The 22,753-nt window shown below is 65.8% G+C and carries 13 protein-coding genes; 12 read left to right on the top strand and 1 reads right to left on the bottom strand.

The annotated features are described in order from the left end of the window. The first annotated feature begins 200 nt into the window (after positions 1 to 200). The 7 genes from E1284_RS15290 to E1284_RS15260 all read left to right on the top strand — a co-directional run bounded on the left by E1284_RS15290 (position 201) and on the right by E1284_RS15260 (position 10,871). Complete coding sequence (locus E1284_RS15290) at positions 201 to 1,064, top strand: helix-turn-helix domain-containing protein (RefSeq protein ID WP_165965276.1); 864 nt, start codon at positions 201 to 203, stop codon at positions 1,062 to 1,064. A 44-nt stretch (positions 1,065 to 1,108) separates the two neighbouring features. Continuing rightward, complete coding sequence (locus E1284_RS15285; protein ID WP_341770397.1) at positions 1,109 to 1,291, top strand: DUF397 domain-containing protein; 183 nt, start codon at positions 1,109 to 1,111, stop codon at positions 1,289 to 1,291. A 265-nt stretch (positions 1,292 to 1,556) separates the two neighbouring features. After that, positions 1,557 to 3,998, top strand: a complete 2,442-nt coding sequence (locus tag E1284_RS15280) for a type I restriction-modification system subunit M (RefSeq protein WP_131939742.1) — start codon at positions 1,557 to 1,559, stop codon at positions 3,996 to 3,998. A 40-nt stretch (positions 3,999 to 4,038) separates the two neighbouring features. Further along, a complete protein-coding gene (locus E1284_RS15275) occupies positions 4,039 to 5,196 on the top strand; it encodes a restriction endonuclease subunit S (RefSeq protein ID WP_165965275.1) in 1,158 nt (385 codons plus the stop codon). Between the two features lie 92 nt (positions 5,197 to 5,288). Next, positions 5,289 to 8,528, top strand: a complete 3,240-nt coding sequence (locus E1284_RS15270; protein WP_131939740.1) for a type I restriction endonuclease subunit R — start codon at positions 5,289 to 5,291, stop codon at positions 8,526 to 8,528. Positions 8,529 to 8,586: 58 nt separating this feature from the next. Next, positions 8,587 to 9,294 (top strand): M48 family metallopeptidase, encoded by a 708-nt coding sequence (locus E1284_RS15265; protein WP_207923766.1) that lies wholly within the window; start codon positions 8,587 to 8,589, stop codon positions 9,292 to 9,294. A gap of 32 nt (positions 9,295 to 9,326) precedes the next feature. Continuing rightward, the gene (locus E1284_RS15260) at positions 9,327 to 10,871 is read left to right on the top strand and encodes a serine/threonine-protein kinase (RefSeq protein WP_165965274.1); all 1,545 of its coding nucleotides are present in this window, start codon (positions 9,327 to 9,329) and stop codon (positions 10,869 to 10,871) included. Positions 10,872 to 10,890: 19 nt separating this feature from the next. Here the strand turns inward: E1284_RS15260 and E1284_RS15255 are convergent, their stop codons facing one another. Next, the gene (locus E1284_RS15255; protein ID WP_131939738.1) at positions 10,891 to 12,576 is read right to left on the bottom strand and encodes an N-6 DNA methylase; all 1,686 of its coding nucleotides are present in this window, start codon (positions 12,574 to 12,576) and stop codon (positions 10,891 to 10,893) included. 77 nt (positions 12,577 to 12,653) lie between these two features. Between E1284_RS15255 and E1284_RS15250 the strand changes: the two genes are divergently transcribed. The 5 genes from E1284_RS15250 (at position 12,654) to E1284_RS15230 (ending at position 22,753) form a co-directional block, all read left to right on the top strand. Further along, on the top strand, positions 12,654 to 15,425 hold the full coding sequence (locus E1284_RS15250) for an ATP-dependent helicase (protein WP_131939737.1): 2,772 nt from the start codon (positions 12,654 to 12,656) through the stop codon (positions 15,423 to 15,425). Positions 15,426 to 15,460: 35 nt separating this feature from the next. Next, on the top strand, positions 15,461 to 17,005 hold the full coding sequence (locus E1284_RS15245; RefSeq protein ID WP_131939736.1) for a CBS domain-containing protein: 1,545 nt from the start codon (positions 15,461 to 15,463) through the stop codon (positions 17,003 to 17,005). A gap of 220 nt (positions 17,006 to 17,225) precedes the next feature. Continuing rightward, complete coding sequence (locus E1284_RS15240; protein ID WP_207923765.1) at positions 17,226 to 17,915, top strand: vWA domain-containing protein; 690 nt, start codon at positions 17,226 to 17,228, stop codon at positions 17,913 to 17,915. Positions 17,916 to 17,933: 18 nt separating this feature from the next. Continuing rightward, on the top strand, positions 17,934 to 19,370 hold the full coding sequence (locus E1284_RS15235; protein WP_131939735.1) for a protein kinase domain-containing protein: 1,437 nt from the start codon (positions 17,934 to 17,936) through the stop codon (positions 19,368 to 19,370). After that, a complete protein-coding gene (locus E1284_RS15230; protein ID WP_131939734.1) occupies positions 19,367 to 22,753 on the top strand; it encodes a DEAD/DEAH box helicase in 3,387 nt (1,128 codons plus the stop codon). Before E1284_RS15235 ends, E1284_RS15230 begins: the two co-directional genes overlap by 4 nt.

Below are 22,753 nucleotides of genomic sequence, written 5' to 3'. Positions count from 1 at the left end.
CCTCCTCAGATGATCACTGTGTGTATGCATCACGTCACATGTTGTACGGTCGGCTCGATCCTGACTGATGCAAAGCTAAGATGCAATCCCGTTTCAAAAATTGATTTGAAGTGACCGAAATGGACTGTGTGTGTGGAATCGGCCACGCAAGGTGAGGTTGGGAAGGCAGAATGACGAGCGATCACCGAGGAGGTGCCCCGATGCCACGTCCCGAGAGCCCGACCGTCCGTCGGATCATGCTGGGCATCCGGCTCCGTGCCCTGCGGACCCGCGCCGGCGTCACAGCGGACGATGCGGCCCGCCATATCGCTCGCACGGACTCGACCATCAGCCGGATGGAGACGGGGCAGAGCTCAGTGCCCGCCCGCGTTCTCGAACGGCTCGTGGAGCTGTACGGCGCGACGCCGGACGAAGTGGCGCAGCTCACCGAACTGGCCAAGGCGGCGCGGCAACGCGGCTGGTGGCAGCGCTACGGCGAGGTCCTGCACCCCGGATTCGAGCTGTACCTCGGCCTGGAAGCCGAAGCCACGGAGATCGACATCTATGCCAATGAGTGGGTGCCTGGTCTGCTGCAGACGCCCGAGTACGCACGGGCGATCATGTCAGTTGAACCCCGGCGGCCATCTGACGAAGAGATCCAGGGACGGGTCGAGGCCCGGCTCGCTCGCCAAGCAATCTTGGAAGGTGACGAGCCCGTCCAGTACTGGGCCGTGCTCAGTGAGGCAGTGCTTCGTCGGATCGTCGGCAGCCCTGAGCTCATGGCGGAGCAACTCCACGCTCTGGTGGCAAGAGCACGCCAGCGCAACGTAAAGCTCCAGGTCCTGCCCTTCAGCTGTGGTGCTCACCCGGCGGTCAGCGGAGCGTTCACTCTGGTGACTCTGGACCTGGGAGAGGCTGCCGTCGCTGAGTACGCGTATGTCGAGAACCGGGCCGGCTCGGTGATGATGGACAAAGGGCCGGAGATCGATATACACAAGTTGACGTTCGACGCTCTCCGGGCTGATGCGCTCAGCCCGGAGCAGTCGGTCGCCCTGATCCAGAAGGCAGCTGTGGAGCTGGCGTGAGGTAGAGACGAGGTTTCGTAATGAGGGAGCCCGCCTTGAGCGGTGTGGTGTGGCGCAAGAGTTCCCACAGCGGGAGTTCGGGCGGTGAGTGCGTGGAGGTTGCGCTGCTTGATGGTGTGAACGCTATGCGGGACTCCAAGGACCGCGATGGCGACGTGCTGTACCTGGGACGGGGCGTGTGGGAAGAGATGATGTCGCAGATCAAGCGGGGTGCATACGACCTCTGAGGCCCCAGTCGCACGCCGTACCTCGGCCCGAGGTACGGCGTGTTGTGCTGTCGGACGGCGGCAGGGACTCCATGCCGTTGAGGAGATACTGGGCGAAGTGCTATAAACTCAGTTCACAGCCATAGCTTCGGCGTTCGTAGTGATGGGCTTCGGTATTGATGCGAAGTCCTCGCCGAGTGTCACAGGGGGCTGAGAGACTGGTGTGGCGTCGCTGGCCCGGTGACGCGCTGTGCCCTGGAGTTGACCGAGCCGAGGAGACCGCCCCGTGGCGAGACTGACCCTGCCGCAGTTGGAACGACACCTGTTCGGGGCAGCCGACATCCTTCGCGGCAAGATGGACGCCTCAGAGTTCAAGGAGTACATCTTCGGGATGCTCTTCTTGAAGCGGGCATCGGACGAGTTCGACTCCGTCCGCCAGCGCCTCAAGGCCGAGCAGATCAAGGCGGGCCGCTCCGAAGAGGAGGCTGAGGCCGCCACCAACGCCCCGTGGATCTACCGGGGCAAGAGCTTCTTCGTCCCCGAAGAGGCCCGCTGGCAGTACATCAAGGACAACTCGCGTGCCGGAGGCGTCGGCAGCCTCCTGAACAAGGCCCTGGACGCGCTGGAGAAGGCCAACACGGGTGCGCTCGAAGGCGTCCTCGAACACATCGACTTCACCCGCAAGGTCGGCCAGTCCACCATCCCGAACAAGCGGCTCCAGAGCTTGGTCGACCACTTTGACCGCTACCGCCTCCGCAACGAGGACTTCGAGTTCCCCGACCTGCTGGGCGCGGCCTACGAGTACCTGATCGGCCAGTTCGCCGACTCGGCCGGAAAGAAGGGCGGCGAGTTCTACACGCCGCGTGGCGTCGTCCGGATGATGGTCCGGCTCGTCAAGCCCGGCCCTGACATGCGCATCTACGACCCGTGCTCGGGGTCGGCCGGAATGCTCATCCACGCCAAGGAGTACGTCGAGGAGCACGGTCACGACGCCCGGAACCTGACCCTCGCCGGCCAGGAGTACAACGGCGGGACGTGGGCCATCTCCAAGATGAACATGATCCTGCACGGAGTACTGAACGCGGACCTGCGCAACGACGACACCCTCGCCAACCCCCTCCACAAGGAGGGCGGCGAGCTGATGCGCTTCGACCGCGTGCTCACCAACCCGCCGTTCTCGCTGAACTACAGCATGTCCGGCATGGAGTACCCGGATCGCTTCAAGTACGGCTTTGCCCCGGAGACCGGCAAGAAGGCGGACCTGATGTTCGCCCAGCACGTGCTCTCGGTCCTGATGCCGGACGGCATCGGCGCAACCGTCATGCCCCACGGCGTCCTCTTCCGAGGCGGCAAGGAAAGGGAGATTCGCGAGGGCATCATCAAGGGTGATCGGCTGGAGGCGGTCATCGGCCTGCCAGCGAACCTCTTCTACGGCACCGGCATCCCGGCCTGCGTCCTTGTCCTACGTGGCAGCGCCCGACGTCCGGAGGAGCGTCGTAACAAGGTCCTCTTCATCAACGCCGACCGCGAGTACACCGCCGGCCGCGCACAGAACTACCTGGAGCCAGAGCACACTGAGAAGATCGTCTCGGCCTTCGAGGAATACCGCGACATTCCTGGCTTCGCCCGAGTCGTGGACATCTCAGAGCTCCGCGAGAACGACTTCAACCTCAACATCCGCCGGTACGTCGACAACACCCCGCCGCCTGAGCCGCAGGACGTCCGCGCCCACCTTCACGGCGGTGTCCCGAAGAAGGAGGTGGCGGACAAGGCCCACCTCTTCCAAGCCTTCGGCATCGATCCCAGCACTCTGTTCATCGAGCGTGACGCTGACTACTACGACTTCCTTCCTGAGGGCTGGGAGCACACAGCCGAGCGAATTCCTGAACTAGCCGAGCCCGCTGAGAAGCGGCTACACGGGGCATTTGAGGACTGGTGGAGCCGCCACAGCAAGCGCCTGACCGAACTCCCAGAGTCCCACGCGGTCATGGAGACCCGTCGGGAGCTACTCGACTCATTCGTTGCTGAACTTGAGCCCTTCGGCCTGCTCGACCGGTACGAACTGGCTGGTGTTGTCGCTGCCTGGTGGGGCGAAAACAAACACGACACCAAAACTCTCTCCGTCAACGGTTTCGACGGGGTGGTTGAAGGTTGGCTGACAACGATCAGGACTGCCTTTGAGTTGGATGAGGAACAAGCGGAGTACTGGGATAAGCAAAAGATAGCGGCCGAAAAGCGCAAAGCACGTGCCCATCAAGTTGTGCCAGCTTTGATCCCTGACTATCTCTTTGAGTTGGAGCAGGCCGAGTCTAAGTACGCCGATCTCAGCGTGAGATATAAAGCCGCTACCACTAAGCCGAGAGAAGAGGATGAGGACGCCGATCTACCAGAGCAACTCTTGAGCAAGGTGGATATAAAGCAACTCAAGAGCGATACGGCGAAGGCTCGGCGTGATCTTGTGGCAGTTGAGGCGGCTTTTATCGCGCGTCTCACGGATGCAGTAAGAGATTTGCAGGATCACTCTCGCCTCGATTTGGTTCTTAACGTGCTCAAGTATTCGCTATCCGCCCGTCTTGGTGCACGCACTGCAGTCACACGCCGCACGTTGTTTGACACTTTCCATGCTTGGCTTAATAAGTATGGCGTCACTCTTTGTGAGCACGAGGCGGCTCGCAAGGTAGCAGCTTCGAGGCTGGAGGGTTTCCTTGAGGAGCTTGGATATGTATGATGTCAGACTTCGGGATATAGTGCACATTAACCCAGAAGGGGTGAGTGGCGAACTGGGATCTGATACCCCATTCAAATATATTGATCTCAGTGCCGTTAGTCGTGGGGTCGTCAACTGGGATGACCTGGAAACATATCAAACCTCTACCGCGCCTTCGCGAGCTCAGCGGCGTGTCCGGCTTGGGGATTGCCTTTTTGGTACTGTGCGCCCCACTCAACAGTCTCATGGATTTGTGGACCGCGGCCAAGAGACACTTATTGCCTCAACGGGGTTCTCGGTGCTGCGAGCGAAGGCGGGAGTGGCAGAACCTCGTTTCATCTATCACTGGATGTTGAGTGGCGAAGCGCTCGTGCAGGCCGAAAGAGTGGCCGTCGGTTCGAATTATCCCGCTGTCAACGAGTCCGATGTGGCTAGTTTCGTTGTCAAGCTCCCGTCAGTTCCTGAGCAGCGGCGGATCGCGGATATTCTCGATGCTCTCGACGCGCAGATTGAGTGCCAACGTCGCGTGGTTAAGAAGCTCGTTGCAGTCGCGCAAGGGGTTAGCGAGGAGCAGCTTTCCCTGATCGTCCAGAATGTGAAGTCGGCCCGTCTGGACGAGGTTGCTGACATAGGTAGTGGTGTGACTCTGGGTGGTGATGTTGAGAGCGGGATTGAACTTCCATACCTGCGCGTCGCCAACGTTCAGGACGGTTACATCGACACTTCGGAGATGAAGACAGTCCGAGTTGCTCGCTCAGAGGTCGCGCGTTATCTCCTTGAGGTTGGAGATGTACTCCTGACGGAGGGCGGGGACATCGACAAGCTCGGGCGAGGTGCAGTCTGGGATGGTCGCATAGATCCCTGCATATGCCAGAACCACATCTTCCGTGTGCGTTGCCGACGTGAAACCATTCGTCCTGAATTCATGGCCGCCTATGCCGGATCGATCGAGGGTAAGGCTTACTTTCTTGGTATAGCCAAGCAAACAACCAACCTTGCGACGATCAACTCGACGCAGCTGAAGGCGATGCCCATACCCCTGCCCTCAGTTGTTGAGCAGGATAGATTCATTCATTTGATGAAGGAAGCCAGAGCCAGACTCGACGTGGAGCTGGCTATGACGGAGAAGTTGCTGACCCTGAAACAGGGGCTGGCGGAGGATTTGTTGACGGGGCGGGCGCGGGTGCCGGAGGCCGAAGCCGTGGTGGAGAGCCTTTGAGACCTGCATGAGCGGCGTGGTTCGTCCTAGCCTGCTAGGGCGGGCGTCTGTAGACGAAGCGATGATCCTCTTCTCGAGGCGGGAGTGGCGTCATGGTGGATTGGGAGTACCGGCTGGTCGAGCGCCCGCTCATCGAGCAGCTCAAGAGAATGGGCTGGGAGCATCTCCAAGGGGCTCCGCCGGAATCGGTGATGCCGCTCAATCCCTTTGACTCCGGGCGGGCCGGCTTTGACGAGGTCTTCCTTGAAGACCGGTTGCGGGATGCCATCTACCGTATCAACCTCGACCCGGACGGCCAGCCCTGGCTGGATGATGACCGCATCGACCAGGCCGTCAACGAACTGAAGCGCATCCCCGCGTCCGGCAACCTGATTGAGGCGAACCAGACCGCCACGAAGCTTCTCCTCGAAGGCACCGTGGTGGACGGGGTGGTCGGCTGGGAGGGCGGCAAGAGCCGTGCCGTCCATTACATCGACTGGCAGAACCCCGACAACAACCTGTTCACGGTCGTCAATCAGTTCCGGGTGGACGTGCCCGGCAACGGGCACCCGATCATCCCGGACGTGGTCCTGTTCGTGAACGGCATCCCGCTCGTCGTGCTGGAGGCGAAGAAGCCGCAGACGAGCAGTCTGATCAACGCCGTCGGGCAGCTCCTCCGGTACTCCGAGCAGACCAAGGGCGAAGTCAGGCTCGGGAATCAGCGGCTCTTCCACACCGTCCAACTGACCGTTGTGAGCAGTGGCGAGGACGCGAAGCTCGGCACGATCACCGCCCGCTACGAGCATTACGTCCCGTGGCGTGACCCGTATCCGCTGACGCGGGAAGACCTGGGCGACCGCTTCGACAAGCCGGCCGACGCGGTGAGCAGGCAGGAGATCCTCGCGAACGTCCTGTTCGACAAGGCGCGGCTGCTGGACATCGTCCACAACTACGTGACGTTCATGGTCACCGACGACGGCAAGACCATCAAGGCCGCTCCCCGCTACCAGCAGTTCCGGGCCGTGGACCGGGCCGTCCGGCGGCTGCGGACCGGGGAGACCAAGAAGCAAGACGGGGAGCGGGACAGGCGGGGCGGGATCGTCTGGCACACGCAGGGGTCCGGCAAGAGCCTGACCATGACCTTCCTGGTCCGCAAGCTCCGCGCGAGCGACGACCTGAAGCACTTCAAGGTCGTCGTCGTCACCGACCGCACCCAGCTCCAGGGGCAGCTCAGCTCGACCATGGAGCTGAGTAACGAAACCGTGGACGTCGCCAAGTCCTCGGCGAGGGCGCGCGCGATCCTCGGCAAGCATGGGCCGGGCCTGGTCTTCGTGATGATCCAGAAGCAGGGGAGCGGGGGCGCGTCCGGGCCGGGGATGGCCGCGGACACTTCGCTCGGCGAGGTCAACGCGGACGACTCGATCGTCGTCCTGGTCGATGAGGCGCATCGGTCGCACACCGCGTCGCTCGGCACGAACCTCCAGGTCGCGCTGCCGAACGCGGCCCGGATCGGGTTCACCGGGACGCCGATCATGACGAAGAAGGGCCGGCGCAAGACGAGCATGGAACTGTTCGGCACATGGATCGACATGTACCGGCTGAAGGATGCCGAAGAGGACGGCGTCATCGTCCCCATCCTGTACGAGGGTCTCAAAGTGAGGGGCGCCGTCCAGGACGGTCGCGACCTCGACGAGGTCGTGGACGAGATGTTCGAAGAACTGTCCCCGGAGGACCGCGAGCAGCTCCAACGCCGGTACGCCACCAAGGCGAAGGTTTCGGCCGCCGAGCGGCTCATCGCCGCCAAGGCGAAGCACATGCTCCGCCACTACGTCCAGCGCGTCCTCCCCGAAGGCTTCAAAGCGCAGGTCGTCGCGCTCGACCGGCTCACCACCGTCCAGTACCGCGATGCCCTGATGGCCGCCCGGGACGAACTGGTCGCCGAAGTCGAAGCCCTCCCAGAGCGCGTCCTGGACAAGCCCCTGGACGAGCTGAAACCCCGCCAGGCGTACCTCGTCGGCGCCCACCACCACCTCGACCTGCTGAAACGCATGGAGTTCGCCCCGGTCATCTCCGAAGGCGACACCGAGCACGAGGCCGAACTCGCCGAGTGGACGAACAAGGCGAAGCAGGACGCCCGCGTCAACGACTTCCTCAAGCCGTTCAGCGAGTCGAACACCGGGTTCGTCATCGTCAACGCGATGCTGCTCACCGGCTTCGACGCCCCGATCGAGCAGGTCATGTACCTTGACCGCCGGCTCAAGGAGCACGATCTCCTCCAGGCCGTGGCCCGCGTCAACCGGACCGCCGACGGCAAGGAGTACGGCTACGTCGTCGACTATCAGGGCGTCGCGCAGAACCTCGTGGAAGCGCTGAAGGTCTACGCACACCAGTCCTTCGACAAGGACGACCTCGCTGACGTCGAGCAGGCGTTGAAGGACGTCAAGGCCGAGACGGCGAAGCTGGAACCGCGCTGCAACCGCGTCCGGCTGATGTTCCGCGACCCCGACGACGTCGAGAGCTGCGTCGAGGAGCTGGCCGACACCGAACTGCGCGACCGGTTCAACGCCGACTTCGCGCTCTTCGCCAAGACCTACAACGCCGTCCTGCCCGACCCGGCCGTGAAGCCGTTCGAGGCCGACCTCAAACGGTTCACGGTCGTGAAGATCACCGCGTCGCGGCGGTACCGGGTGGACGACGGCGAGTTCGACCCGGCCGCGTACGGCGGGCGCATCAAGCACCTGATCGACGAGCACGTCACCTCCCTCGGTATCGAGCAGATGCTGCCGCCGGTCGCGCTGACCGCGCCCGACTTCACGGAAAAAGTTGAGGCGCTGCCCGGCGGGTCACGCGCGAAGGCGTCCGAGATGGAACACGCCATCCGGCACCACATCACCGTCAACAAGGCCAAGGACCCGGCCTACTACCAGCAGCTCAGCGAACGCCTGGAGGAGATCCTCCAGCAGCTCAAAGAAGACTGGAACCAGCAGATCCTCGCCCTTGAGGGCCTCATCACCGAGCTGCGGGAGGACGCGCCTGAGAACCCGCACGGCCTCAGCCCAGTCGAGAGCGCGCTCTACGGCGTCCTCGCCCAGGAGGTCGCCACCTCCGACGACGACCCGCGCATCCACGACTGCGTCGACGCGGTACAGGACGTCTACCACCGCGCCATCGAGGTCATTCACCGCAAGGACTACTGGCACTCCAGCAAGGAGACCGACCGGGAGGAGTTCCGCGGTGAGATCTGCGGCATCCTCTACGGTCGGCACCTCGCAGACGAAAAGAACGTGGAGAAGCTCGCCGGGCAGCTGTTCGAAGTCATCAAGGCCAACCGCGAACGCATACCGCGATCGTGACCGGGTGGCGGCGTGTCCAGTGAACTGCGCTGACGGTGTGGCCTGACATCCTGGGCGGGTGAGTGATTTCCCGGGGACGTTGCGCGTCGGCGAGCTCGACGTGGCGGTGGCGGTCAGCGAGCGCCGCAGCACCGTCCGGCTCACCGTGGAACGGGACGCCTCCGTCACCGCCGTCGTCCCGCCGTCCACCACCCGCGACGAACTCGCCAAGATGGTCGAGTCCAAACGCTCGTGGCTCTACGGCAAGCTCGCGCAGCATCGTGAACTCGGCGAACCGCACCCCGAGCGCCGCATCGTCTCCGGCGAAGGGTTCCTCTACCTCGGCCGCTCCTACCGGCTGAAGGTCGTGGACGACAAGACGCCGGTGAAGCTCGTCCGAGGCAGGCTGCTGCTCACCGAAGGCGGCGGCGCACGGGACCTCGTCCGCTGGTATCAGCGGGTCGGTGAACCATGGCTGGCGAAGCGGGTCGAGCCGTGGGCGGCTCGGATGGGCGCCGAGGTCACCGGGCTGCGGGTCATGCCGCTCGGCTACCGCTGGGGGTCCTGCTCGTCCAGCGGACGGCTCAACATCCACTGGGCGACGATGCAGCTCCCGCCCACCCTCATCGACTACGTTCTCGTTCACGAGCTGGCGCACCTGGAACGCGCCGACCACGGTCCCGAGTTCTGGCGGATCGTCGACCGCGCCATGACCGGCTACGAAGAACGCCGCGAACGGCTCCGCCGGTACGGCCCCGAGCTATGGCTTCCCGACGAAGGACGCTGACCACCGCTGACATTCGCAGTACATTCGGCGGCGTGACCACGTCAGGCCCCATCGTCCTCAACGACCGCTACACGCTCGACCGTGCGCCGCTCGGCCGGGGCGGCATGGGGGAGGTGTGGGGTGGGCACGACGCCGTGCTCGGCCGGCGCGTCGCGGTGAAGCTCGTCCGGCTGACGGACGTGCCCGACGACCTAGCCGAACTGGAAAGACGCTTCCTGCGGGAGGCGCGCGTCATGGCGCGGCTCGGCCATCCGGGCGCGCCTGCGATCCACGATGCGGGCGTCAGCGAGGACGCATCCCGCGCACGGCGCATGTTCATCGTCATGGAGTACGTCGACGGCATCCGGCTGGACGACGTCATCGCCGAGACCGAAACCGTTCCGCTCGGATGGGCCGCCGCCATCGGCGCACAGGTCGCCGCCGTGCTCGCCGCCGCGCACGCGAAGGGCGTCCTGCACCGCGACCTGAAGCCGAGCAACCTCATCCTGTGCCCGGACGGCGCCGTCAAGGTCATCGACTTCGGGCTGGCCCTGCTGCACGATCCGGACGTCAGCAAGCTCACCCGCAGTGGCGCGATCCTCGGCACCGCCCTGTACATGCCGCCCGAGCAGGTCCGGTCGGAGACTGCCACCGCGCGCAGCGACCTGTACGCCCTCGGCTGCGTCCTGTACGAGATGATCGCGGGCTGTCCGCCGTTCGTCGGGGACACCGAGTACGCCATCCTCGAACAGCAGGTCGGCGCGAAGCCCACCCCGCTCGCCGACTTCCGCGCGGAGGTGCCGCCCGACCTTGCGGACCTGGTCGCGGAGCTGCTCGCCAAGGACCCGTCGAAGCGGCCCGCGGACGCCGCCGTCGTGCATCGGAGGCTCCTCCAGTACGTGTCGGGTGCGCGTCCGCTGCCGGGCATGGCGGATCAGGTGGCGAGCCCGCGCCGGATGTACGCCGACGTGCTGACCAGGATCCTGCACCGCTCCGCCGGGGACATGGCGAAGCGGGTACCGGGCACCGACGACGCGCCACGGGTGAGCAGGACGGAGATGAGCCGGGCCCGCCGGGAGGCGGCCGCGATGGCCAGGGAGGGCCGGCACGCCGAGGCGGTCCAGGTCCTCGAAGCGGTCATCGAACCGGGCGGCCGGCCTCTCACGGTGGACGACCCCGACGCCGTCAAGCTGCGGATGTACTACGCCAACATCCTCGCGGACGCCGGTGACCGCAGGGCGGCCGGCGCCTTCCTGCGGCTCGGCGACGACCTGGCCGAACGTTTCGGTGCGGAGGACGAGCGGGTCGTGCAGTGCCGCCTCGGCGAGGCCGACTGCCACGCCAGACTCGGCGACGACGGGCTGGCGCTGCGGCTCCTGCGCGGGCTGCTCGCCGACCAGCTCGCCGTCCGCTCCGGTGACGACCCTCGCGTCCTGGAGCTGCGGCGCCGCGTCGGTGAGTTGGAGGATGCCGTGGGGGAACACGACGCGGCCCGCAGGACGCTCGCCGACCTGCACGACGATCTGAGCCGCGAGGCCGGTTCCGACCATCCGTCGGCAACCCGGGTACGTGACCGCTTGGAGCGGCTCGGCCCGTGACAGTGGGGCCGGCCTGGCGTCAGTATTCGGCTGCCGGATCCGGGTCCAGGACGCCCGCGGTGAGGCCGTGAATCGCCCAGCGGGTGGCCACCTTGCCGGCCCGCCATGCGATGTCGAACTGCATGGACCATTGACCGATCTGCCGGAAGGCGGTTCCGTAGCGTTGCTGTTCCGACAGCGGTATTCGCGGGACGCGCGCCTTCCGCACCGTCGACCGCAAGGAGGCGCCGGTCGAGGACGTCGCCGGGTGGTCGTGCGCCTGCCGGGTCAGAAAGCCCGCGATGAAGAAAGGGTCGATCTGCTCGGGATCGCATCTGATGATGTCGACGGGTCCACCGCGGCGGTGCACCTCGTCGAGGTCCGCGGATTCGCTGACGACGAGGGGATCGGCGTCGGCGGGAATGACGACGTCGCCCGATCGGATTCCGGCGTCGCGGCCGAGCAGTTCCAGTGCCCCGGCGCGCTGGAGCTCGGTAATGCTGATCACAGGAAGGTCGGTTCTGCTCTGCGCCGGCCGGAACGCCGGCGTTTTGGCGATGACCTCGCGGAGCAGCGGCTCCACGGCGGAGGCCGTTTCCGCATGCCGCCGGGCGATGTCCGACCACGGCAGCCTGACGTGGCGTGTCGGGACGATGGCGACCTCGTCGTCGAGAAGGTCGATCGCGCCGACCGTCCTCGTCCTCGCCGGGTCCTTGAACACCGCCGCCCATTCGGATCGCCGCTCCGGGAGGTCGTCGGCCTCGGATAGGTCCACCATCCGGACCTGGTGGTCCGGTGGGCCGCTCGGGCGCCGCAGCACCCAGATGTGAAGCCCGCCGCTGATCCGCAACGAGAACCGGCGGGGTAGTTCGACAACGGTTTGGACCGCTCCTCTACGTACGAGTTCGGCGCGTATCCGGCGGCCGGCGGCCTTGGTCGTGAACGCGGCCGGCAGGAGGAGGATCGCGATCCCGTCCGGTTTCAGATAGGAGTAGCAGATCTGCGTCCACACCCCGACCGGGTCGGCGGACGAGGGGAGGCCGAATTCCCATCGCGGATCCAACGTCAATGCGTCAAGCAGAACGGGACGGGCGGATCCCTGCGACCCGATCGGCGGCGCGCAGACGACCACGTCCGCGCGCATCCGGAACTCCGCGAGCGCATCGTCTGTGAACGGCTCCCCCGGTTCCAGCGCCACCGGGACGCGTGCAGCGTCATCGAAGCCGTCCTGTGCCATCTCGATGGCGGCCTGGTCAGGATCCTGGCCGGCGAAAGAGACGCCCGCCTTGACCGTCGCCGCCGCCGCGACCAGCAGGCGGCCCGGACCGCACGCCGGATCGACGATGAGGCCCGTTTCGAGCGGGGGGACGAGACTGGCCACCATCTTGGCCAGCGAGGAATCGTCGATCGGCGCGGGGGAGGCCGTGTCGACGTCCGTGTCGGCGGGGCGCTCCGCCGGCCGTGACAGCTTGCCGTTCGCCTTCAACCAGGCTTCGACCTCGTCCCACGAGAACGTGGGGCTGGACGGCGTGCCTCCGACGGGTTTGGGGAAGTCGAGGTACCGCCGCCGCCAGTTGGAGACCGCCGCCCGGCCGACGCCCACGGTTCGGGCGATCTCCGCCGCGGTCACCCGATCGTCCCTGGTCATCTGCCTTCTCCCTTCCTTCCGGGTCAGCGTACACACCGCGTCCTCATGTCTATATACCCGGCCTGCCTGTGAACTCACTTGACATGCATGCCTGTTGAGTATCAGAGTTGTGTACGGGAGACGATGGATCGTCTGTGTACATACGGAGGGGCGCCATGGAGTTCACGGACTCGCAGGCGGAGGCCATAGACGCCGAGACCGGCAACATGCTCGTCCTGGCGTGCGCCGGGTCGGGCAAGACCGAGGTGATCGCCCAGCGCGTCGTCGCGCTGCTGGCCCGCCCGGACCTCGAACCTCGGAACATCGTCGCCTTCACCTTCACCGAGAAGGCCGCCGGCGAGCTGGCGGAACGCGTCCACCGCAGGGTCAAGGACCGCTACGGCGAGATGCACGGCCTCGCCGAGATGTTCATTGGCACGATTCACGGCTACGCGCTCGACCTCCTGCACAGCCAGGCGCCCGAGGCGTTCAAGTTCAACGTCCTGAACGACCCGCAGGCCCGGCTGTTCATCGACAGGTACAGCGCCAAGTCGGGGCTTACCGCCACAACCAAGTCCGTGCGGGGAGTGCGCGAGCCGCTACGGCGATGGGTGCACTCGCGCCTATACCAGCAGGTCATGTCCGTCCTGCGGGAAGACAACGTGGATCGCCGCCTGCTGCGCTCGGACCTCGCGCAGGCGCTGGAGGCGTACGAGACGCTCCTCAACGAGCGCAACTATTTCGACTACTCCGCGATCTTGGCGAGGGCCGTCGACTACCTGGAGGACGACGAGGGACATGCCTCCGCCGGCGCCGTCCAGCAGCACGTCCGGGAGAACATCCGGCACGTCATCGTGGACGAGTACCAGGACATCAACCCCGTCCAGGAGAGGCTGATCCGCGGTCTCACGCAGTACGGCGCCGACCTGTGCGTGGTCGGTGACGACGACCAGACCATCTACCAGTGGCGTGGCAGTGCCGTGGCCAACATCCTGACGTTCGAGAACCGCTACCCGGACGTCAAGCGGATCACCCTGAACGACAACTTCCGCTCCAGCCCCGCCATCACGCAACTCGCCCGCGCCGGCATCGAGGAGACCCCGGCGTCCGCCCGCCTGACCAAGGCCATGGTCGCGTCCGGGCACCAGAGGTTCGAGCGCGGCGACCTGCTGGCCCTGGAGTTCAGCGACTCGCAGGAGGAGGCCCGCCGGATCGCCGACCGGATCGAGACGCTCCTCGGCATCCCGTTTCACGATGATGCCAACGGCCCGGAACGCGGTCTCAGCTACGCCGACTTCGCCGTCCTGTTCAGGTCGGTGCGGGGCGATGCCGGGCCACTGGTGGAGGAGTTCCGCCGCCGCGGCATCCCGTACATCATCAAGGGGCTCACCCAGCTTTTCGAGACGCCCGAGGTCAAGGCGGCCGTCACCTGTTTCCGTTACATCGCCGGCTACGCGGACGCCGACACCGTCCGCGAGGCTTGGCGCGCCGCCGACGTCGGCTGCGACGACCGCGCACTCGACCGCGGCCTCGCCGTTCTCGACGAGGCCATCGACTGGGACGACTCGCGCCCCTGGGACTCGATCACCCTGCAGGGCGTGTTCCTCCGCTTCCTCGAAGAGGTCGGGCTTCGTGAGGAGACGGTCCCGTCTCGCGGTCGGGGCGGCAGCCGCGGCGAGATCGTCTTCTACAACTTGGGGCGCTTCTCCACCGCGATCGGCGACTACGAGGCGATCTACCTGACCGTCGCGCCACCGAGCAGGTTCGACGGCTTTGCGAAGTGGGTGGAGTTCCAGGCCCCCGCGTACTACGAGGAGTCGGACGGCGATAACGGCTACGCCCGCCCCGACGCGGTCGTGATCGCGACCGTCCACCAGGCGAAGGGCATGCAGTGGCCCGCGGTCTTCATTCCCGCCCTGCGCCGCAACACCTTCCCTATGCGCCGGGCCGGCGGCCTCAACGTCTTCCACGTCATCGACCGGACCCTCGTCCCGGACGCCGCCCGCTATGAGGGCGGCATCGACGACGAACGCCGCCTCTTCTATGTCGCGGTGACGCGCGCACAGAAGTACCTGATGCTCAGCTTCGCCCCCAACGGCAAGCAGACCGGACGTCGGCCCTCCGAGTTCTTCGACGCCGCGACGCGCAGCGACTGGGTGCTGACCCGGGAGAAGGAACCCGCGTCCAAGGGTCGGCTGAAGCCCGTCCCCAAACACGGGACCCCCGACGTCGTGCTCTCTTTCTCCGACCTGAAGTACCTGTTCGAATGCCCCTACTCGTTCAAACTCCGGCTGCTCTACGGGTTCGACTCGCCGCTCCAGAAGGAACTGGGTTACGGAAAGTCCCTGCACGACATGATGGCGGAGATCCACAAGCGCGCCATCAAGGGCGACATCGTGGACCTCTCCGAGGCTGAGGATCTGGTGGACCGCCACCTGAACCTCCCGTTCGCAAACCCTGCGGCCCGCGACCAGTTGCGCCCTGCCGCGGTCGCGTCCGTTCGGCGCTACCTTCGTGAGAAGGGCTCGACGCTGCACCAGACCGAGTACTCCGAGCAGCCCGTCGAGATCCACCCCGCGCCCGGCGTCACCGTCACCGGTCGCGTCGACCTCATCCGGCGCCTGGACACCGACGAGGTCTCGATCGTCGACTTCAAGTCGTCCGAGCACACCCAGACCAAGGGCGTCACCCTCGACCAACTCCATATGTACGCGCTGGGCTACCGGGAGTTGACCGGTTCCGACGCCGACCTCGTCGAGATTCACAACCTGGACAAGGACGGCAGGTCCCTCCGCCAGGAGGTGGACGACGCGATGCTGACCTCTCTCAGCCCCCGCGTGGCCACAGCAGGCCAGTCCTTGCGCGACAACCGCCTCCCCAAACTAGAGGAGTGGTGCGATACATGCGCAAGCTGCGACTTCAAAGGTATCTGTCGCGATAAGCGCTGAAAGATTCACCGTATTCATCGTTGGAGTGAGCTGGTATGGAAGACCGACGGTGCGACGGCGAGCTGCGAGCCTGGCTGGTGCGTGGGGGACGAGAAGGTGAGCGAGAAGCACGCGCGCTCCAGGAGGGCCTCGCCATCGTCGGCTGGAACGAGGTGGGCGACCTCGGTGGCGTCCAGACATGGTCGGAGTTGAGCGGCGAACTGCGGAGCGCGTACCCCGACGCCGCTCGCAACGTGATCGGGAACTGGACGGGGCAGCTCTGGAGATTCACCACGGAGATCCAGGACGGCGATCTCGTGGTGATGCCGCTGAAGACGAAACCCGGACATCACGCCATCGGCCGCGTCACAGGCCCCTACGAGTACCGGAGTGCGGAGCCCGTGGGATTCCGGCAGGTCCGCACGGTCGACTGGATTCGGTGGGACATACCGACGGAGGTCATGAGGCCCGATCTCCGTGCCACCCTGCGGTCGCTGCTCACCGTCTGCAGGTTGACGCGCAATGACGCCGCCAGCCGCATTGCCGCGGTCGCCGCAGACGGTGCCGACCCGGGAATCGATGGCGAAGAGGAGGTGACGAGTTCCGAGGAACTTCTCGATGACGCGGCCTCGCGCGATCCGGGCAACCTGCGGACACTGACCATCCGGAATCTCCTTGAGCACTGGGGCTCGGAACGTCGGACCAGTGCCGTGATCGACGTCATCAAAGCGGACCTGGCGGATAAGAGCCTCACCACCCGGCCGCCCTTCACGGAGGGCTCCGTCAGTGATGAGGTCACGCTGGTACCGGTCACTCCCGAGCCCGGCGCGCGTGAGGAAACGGCCGAAGGCACCGACGACACCGAGGATGTCACCGACCCCCAGCCGATGACCCTGCGGCTGGGAAGCCTGCCCGCGCCGCTGATCTCGGTCCCGAGCACGGTCACCCTCACCCACGCGAAGACCTTGATGCTGAAGCGCCAGTTCTCCCAACTCGCCGTGATCGACGAGGACGGGACGCTCCATGGTGCGGTGAGCTGGGAATCGATCGGTAGAGCGCATATCGCCTCAGTCGACCCGGCACTGAAAGACGCGATCGCGCCCGCGTTGGTCGTCGATCACGACGCCCTTCTGCTGGAACAGATCCGACCCATCTATGAGCAGGGATTCGTCTTCGTTCGTAACGTTGACAAGCATCGAGTAACTGGGATCATCACCGCTTCGGACCTGACCGGCCAGTTCGGCACGCTCGCTCGCCCTTTCGTTCTCGTGGAGGAGGCGGAGAACAGGCTCCGGCGTGCAGCTGACAGAGTCTTCTCAGTGGAGCAGCTCCGGGATGCAGTGCCCCAGCACCAGAAATCCCGTGTTCACCAGGCCGCCGACTTGACCTTCGGCAACTACTGTTACCTGTTGCGCGACCAGCGTCGCTGGGCGGCGCTTGATTGGAATGTCGACCATGCCCTCTTCATGGAACTCCTTGAAGAGGTACGTCGAGTCCGCAACGACCTGATGCACTTCACGACAGACGAACTCTCCGGCGACAAGTACGACGCAGTGAACGGCCTGCTGACCTTGCTGCGCACCGTCGACCCCCGTCCATGAGCAAGGTCTTGCGGGGGCCGGAAGCCTACTGGCCGACAGGGCGCGGTTGTCCGTAGCAGGTCGCGAAGCACGGCTGACCAGCAACGATCGAGAGGCCAGTACACGACTGGTGAGTAACGTCGGCAATCTCCTTGACCGACCCCCTACGCGGTGAAATCCTGCAACGTTCGCCATCGGACCGCTTCATGCGAAGAGATGAATTGTTGGGAGAGTTGCCTCAATGAGCGACGACGTCGGCATGCCTTTCGCCGCGGTACAGCGGCCACGTCCGCTTCCCGTCCTGGTCCTCGCGGACATCAGCGGCAGCATGGCGGTGGACGGCAAGACGACGTCGCTCAACGCGGCGATGGGCGCCATGATCCGTGCGTTCGCGCGGGAACGCTCCGCTCGCGGGGAGATCACCGTCGGCGTCATCACGTTCGGCGGTGCGGGGGTCGCGTTGCATCATCCGCTCGTCCCGGCGGCCGAGGCGAGCTGGGCGGACATGTCCGCGGTCGGCGGGCCGGCGGGCACGCCCATGGGCGAGGCGTTCGACCTCGCCTCCGAGGTGCTGGCGGACGGGAGCGCGGTGCCGGCGCGCGCGTTCGCCCCGACTCTCGTCCTCGTCTCCGATGGCGCCCCGACCAGCGAATGGAAGACGCAGCTGAATCGGCTGCTGGCGTCCCCGCAGGGCAGCAGGTCGCTGCGGCTCGCCATCGCGATCGGGCCGGAGACGGGCAGCAGTGCCTACCGGGTCCTCGAATCCTTCGTGGACGATCCGATGTACCCGGTCGTCCGGGCGGAAGAGGCCGGCCGTGTCACGGAGATCTTCAGATACCTCACGCAGAGCATGAGCGTCCGCGTCAACAGTGCGCGGCCTGATGACGTCTCGGTGTTCGACCCCGACGACCTGCACGACCTGAGTGACTGAAACGAGCTGAGGGAACAAGTGCCCACCGCAGACAAGGTTTCTGGGCGTCGTTCTCGTCGCCTCCGGCCCGGTGACATCCTCCACGATGACCGGGGAGAGGCGCTGGAACTGGTGGAGGAGATCGGTGGCGGCGGTCAGGGGACGGTCTGGTCGCTGACCGGAGGCCGAGCCGCGGTCAAGATCGTCAAGCCCGGCACCGGCATGGCTCCCGACAGGCTTCGCGGCCGCCTTGCCGCCGTCCGCCGATACGACCTGGCGGGCATCCCGATCGCCCGACCCCTCTCCCTGCTCACCGGTGACCACGTCGGTTACACGATGGAACTTCTGGACGCCATGACCAACCTGGGATCGTTGGCCGCGCCCGAAGCCGACGTCAAGGATTGGTTCGTCAGGACGGGCGGCCTCGCGCGGCGGCTGCGCCTGCTGGCACTCGCCGCCGAGGCGTTCGCGCGCCTGCACGCCAGAGGTCTGGCCTATGGCGACATCTCACCGGGCAACGTCCTCGTGTCGGCGAACAGCGGCCATGACCAGGTGTGGCTCATCGACCCCGACAATCTGTCCGTGGAATCGGGCGGAGGAGAGCCGGTCTACTTCACCCGCGGTTACGGTGCGCCGGAAGTGGTCGACGACCATGCCGGTCAAGACAGTCTCACGGACGTGTACTCGTTCGCCGTCCTCGCGTTCGAAATCCTCACGTTGGTACACCCGTTCCAGGGAGATGCCGTCTATGCGGATCCGGAGCGGCTGGAGGAGGCCGCGTTCGCCGGAAGGCTTCCCTGGATCGACCACAGCAGCGACGACGGAAACCGAAGCAGCCTCGGGCTTGCCCGTCCCACGGTGCTGACCCGCGGACTTCAGACGCTTGCCCGGCGCACCTTCGAGGACGGATTGCGCCGTCCCGCACGGCGGCCCGGGATGGAAGAGTGGCACGACAAGCTGCATCAAGCGGCGCTTCTGATGGTGCCCTGCCCCGACTGCGCTTCCACCTACCACGGTGCGGAGGCCAGGTGTCCCTGGTGCGGCCGTGAACGACCTCCGATTCTGCGCTGCGACGTCCACGGCCGACTCCCGGCAGGATGCGTTCCCGGCACCGACGGCGAGTGCGAGACCGACAGGCTTCTGTCTCTGCTTCTCAGCCCGCGGCAAGCGCAGACCGTACGCGCACGGACGGCTGTGCTCCACCTTGATCGAGGGCCGGCCGACCTTCCGATCGATCCTGGTGAGCCCGTGGTGCAGCTTGACTGGGACGGCCGTGCTCGGGTGACCGTCCAACGAGTCGGCCGGCACCCGACGAGAATGGTCGACCGGATCATGCACCGGAGCATTCCACTCGGCACCGGGGACATCTGGCCGATCGACATGGACGAGACCGGCCAATGGAGCATCCACTTCGGGCCTCCAGATGAACCCCACCGTTTCCTGCGGCTCTTGCGGTCGCGGCAGGGTGCCCGATGAACGCGGCCCAGCAGGAGACAGAGCCGGATCGCCTTGCCGGCGCGCTGCCGGTACCGCCAGAGTTCGCCTGGGTGGAACTGCCGTCCGGGGTTCCCACAGACGGTCTGATCGGCCGTGAGATCAGCCTGGTCCGCATCGGTCCCACGATCACGGTCACTCAGCACGGCCATGACGGGGCGGAGCACGAGTACCTCGCGCGTGGGCGCGGCGACGCGGACAACGACGCCCTCTTCTCATTGATCAGCGAGGACGGGCACGTCGCCGCGTTCGTGAAAGAGATCGACGCCACTGGCGGATGGATCCGTCTCGGAATCTACGAGCTTGCGGGCCGTTATCACTGGGGTGGCCTGCGTGTCGGGGTCGACGAAGTCGCCCTGCGGGCCGTCCGCAGAATCGCCGGTGCGAACAACGTGCGAGGTGTCCACCGGCTTCTGGAGTGGCTCAGCCGGCAGTTGACGTTTCCGTCGTCGGCCGGTCCCCGGCGGCTGATCGCCATCCTCGCGCCCGGTCAGGATGGGGCTGGACCGATCTCGGTCCGGTTGCGCGGCGACGGTATCGCGGCCCAGTTGAGCAAAAGTGATGGCGAATGGCGTCTGGAGGCCGTGCACAGGGATGCCTCTCCGGTACGTGACGGGGACCGGGTCGCGATCGTCCACGCCGACGTGGAATTGTTCGACGCCACCGTCAAGACCCGGCTACGGCATGCCATGCGTGATGAGCTCACGCGGTTCAAGGGTGATGAGCGTGACAGGACGTTCCTGGCCCTGTGGCAGCGTTACCACGAGATGGAGAACCGGCAGGGGCTGCGCCGGATGGCGGACTACGGACATCTCCAGTACTCGGGTTGGAGTTACCTCGACGACGCCGAGGACATCATCCGGTTCACCGTCGTAGGTGACGGCAAAGCGTTCCAACGGATCCACGACGAGTTGGACGCAGGCCAGGAAGTGCAGTTGGAATGCGCGACGGAACTGCCGGAGGCTCTTGGTGGGGCCGCCAGAACAGCGGAGCCCGGGGGCCTGCTGGAACAAGATCTGGCACATGGCAACGAGGTCGGGACCGTCCTGCACATGGATGCTTCTTCGGGTGTCGTGGACATTCGCATGGTGCGGCGTCACCGAAGCCAGGAGGAACGGACCGACCGGGGTGCGCATCCGCCGCGCCAAGGCTTCCTGCACATCGCGGTATGGGGCGACCGTCGACGTCTGGAGCGCCGGCAGCGAGCGCTGAGACGGTTGTTGAACGGACACGTGCCGTTGCCGCAACTGCTGTTGTTGCTGCAGGGCATTCCTGAGCGCGGCAAGGAGCCGGGCCGGAGGATCCCGCCGATGTCCGAGGCGGCCGCGAAATGCTTCAAGAAGCCGCCGAACGAGATGCAGAAGCTCGCCCTGGAGACGGCGCTGAACACTCCCGACGTCGCGGTGATCCAGGGGCCGCCGGGCACGGGCAAGACCCAGCTCATCGCGGCGCTCCAGGTACGGCTCGCCGAGGAGCGCCGCCGCTCGGCGGTGGTCAGTCGCAGCATGCTGCTGACGAGCTACCAGCACGCGGCGGTCGACAACCTGGTCGAGCGCTCGACGGTCCGCGGACTCCCCGCCCTCAAGATCGACTCTCAGGATCGGGGGTCGACCGCTCACATCGAGCGGTGGCGGACTGAGACGATCACTGCACTCAAACGGGACCTGTCCGGCACCGCGGAGGGACGCCTGGCGGCGGCCATCCGCCTGGTCGCGCGCAGGACCGCCGCCTATTGCGCCTCGCCAGTGGCGGCCGAGGACCTCGCCCAAGTCGTCGGCGAGGTCGCCGGAATCGTCGACGGACTCGTGTCCGATCCGCTTCGGGAGAGGCTCGAAGCGCTGGGCATGGAACTGCGGACGGCCGAAAGAAGCGCGACGTTCCGAGCCGACAGCCGGAGGGAGAGCACGCTGCGGGCAGTCCGCGGCATCCGGTGTGTTCCGGTGGCCTTCACCGATGACGGCCCTCAGATGGCGGCGACGGCCTTGCAGCATCTGCGTCAGCTTGCGGTGGGGGACGAGACGCACCTGGACCTCATCGAACGGGCTGCCGACTGGACCGCTGCCGAGCCGCCGGGTTTCCTCGGTGACCTGGCGGAGGCACGTGACCAACTCCTGGACAGGTTGACCGGTGGCGCGGACAGGCTCGTCCGCCCCGCGGTCCGCGAGGACGTCGTCGACCTGCTGAACGACGTGATCGAGGATCTCGAAGCACGGCGTGGGGCCGACGCGGAGGGTGTCGAGTCCGCCCTCGTGGAGTTCCTCGATGAGCTCGAAGGCGACCCCGAAGCCGTCATGGCGACCCTGCGGCTCTACACGACATCGCTGGCGGCGACCTGCCAGCAGGCCGACTCCCGGGCCGTCCGGGAGGCCAAGGACGAGGAATCGCTCTTCGACACCGTGATCGTGGACGAGGCCGCCCGCGCGAATCCGCTGGACCTGCTGATCCCGCTGACGCTCGCCGCGCGCCGCGTCATTCTCGTCGGTGACCAGAACCAGCTTCCGCACATGCTGGAACCGGATGTGGAGCGGGAGCTGCGCATCGGCGAGGACAGCATTCTCGCCATGCTCCAGGAAAGTCTGTTCGGGCGTATGTTCACGCTGCTGCACGAGCAGGATACGGGGGGCCGCAGAGCCGTCCGGCTCAATGACCAGTACCGCATGCATTCCGTCCTGGGTGACTTCGTCGGAAAGCACTTTTACGGTGGCGATCTGAAGTCGCCTCGGGGTACGGACGGCTTCACCCACGACCTGGACGGCTATCAGGAGCGTCCGGCCGCCTGGCTCAACGTCCCCCATTCGGCGGGCGGAGAACACGCTGGGAAAAGCAAGGCCCGCCCCGTGGAGGCTCGCGTTGTCGCGGCGGAGCTGCGGCGCCACGTCCTCGCCCGGCCGGACCTGACGTTCGGCGTGATCTCCTTCTACAGCGCGCAGGTCCGGCTGATTTGGGAGGAACTGGTCCGGGTGGGGCTGGCGGAACCGGAGGGGGCCGGGTACCGGACGGCTGACGAGGTCGGCGACCGGCTGCATGTAGGGACCGTCGACGCGTTCCAGGGAAAGGAATTCGACGTCGTCTTTCTTTCCACCACCCGATCAAGCCCGATCCCCGAATTCGCGCCGGAGGAAGCGGACGCGGAAAATCCTCGCCCGCGCTACGAGCGGTGGGTCAAACGCGCCTACGGGCACCTGCTGCTGCCAAACCGGTTGTGCGTGGCGATGAGCCGGCAGCAGCGGCTGCTGGTCGTAGTAGGGGACGATGCCATGTTCACGAACAGGGCGGCACCGCCCGGTGTACGGCCCTTCGCTGACTTCCGGGCACTCTGCTCGCCGGGATCGATGTCGGGGATCCTGCTGGGGGAGCGGAGCTGA

This window comes from Actinomadura bangladeshensis (genome assembly GCF_004348335.1).
Classification (GTDB): Bacteria; Actinomycetota; Actinomycetes; order Streptosporangiales; family Streptosporangiaceae; genus Spirillospora; species Spirillospora bangladeshensis.
Note: the sequence above shows the minus strand (reverse complement) of the source record. Positions and strands in the feature narration are given on the sequence as shown.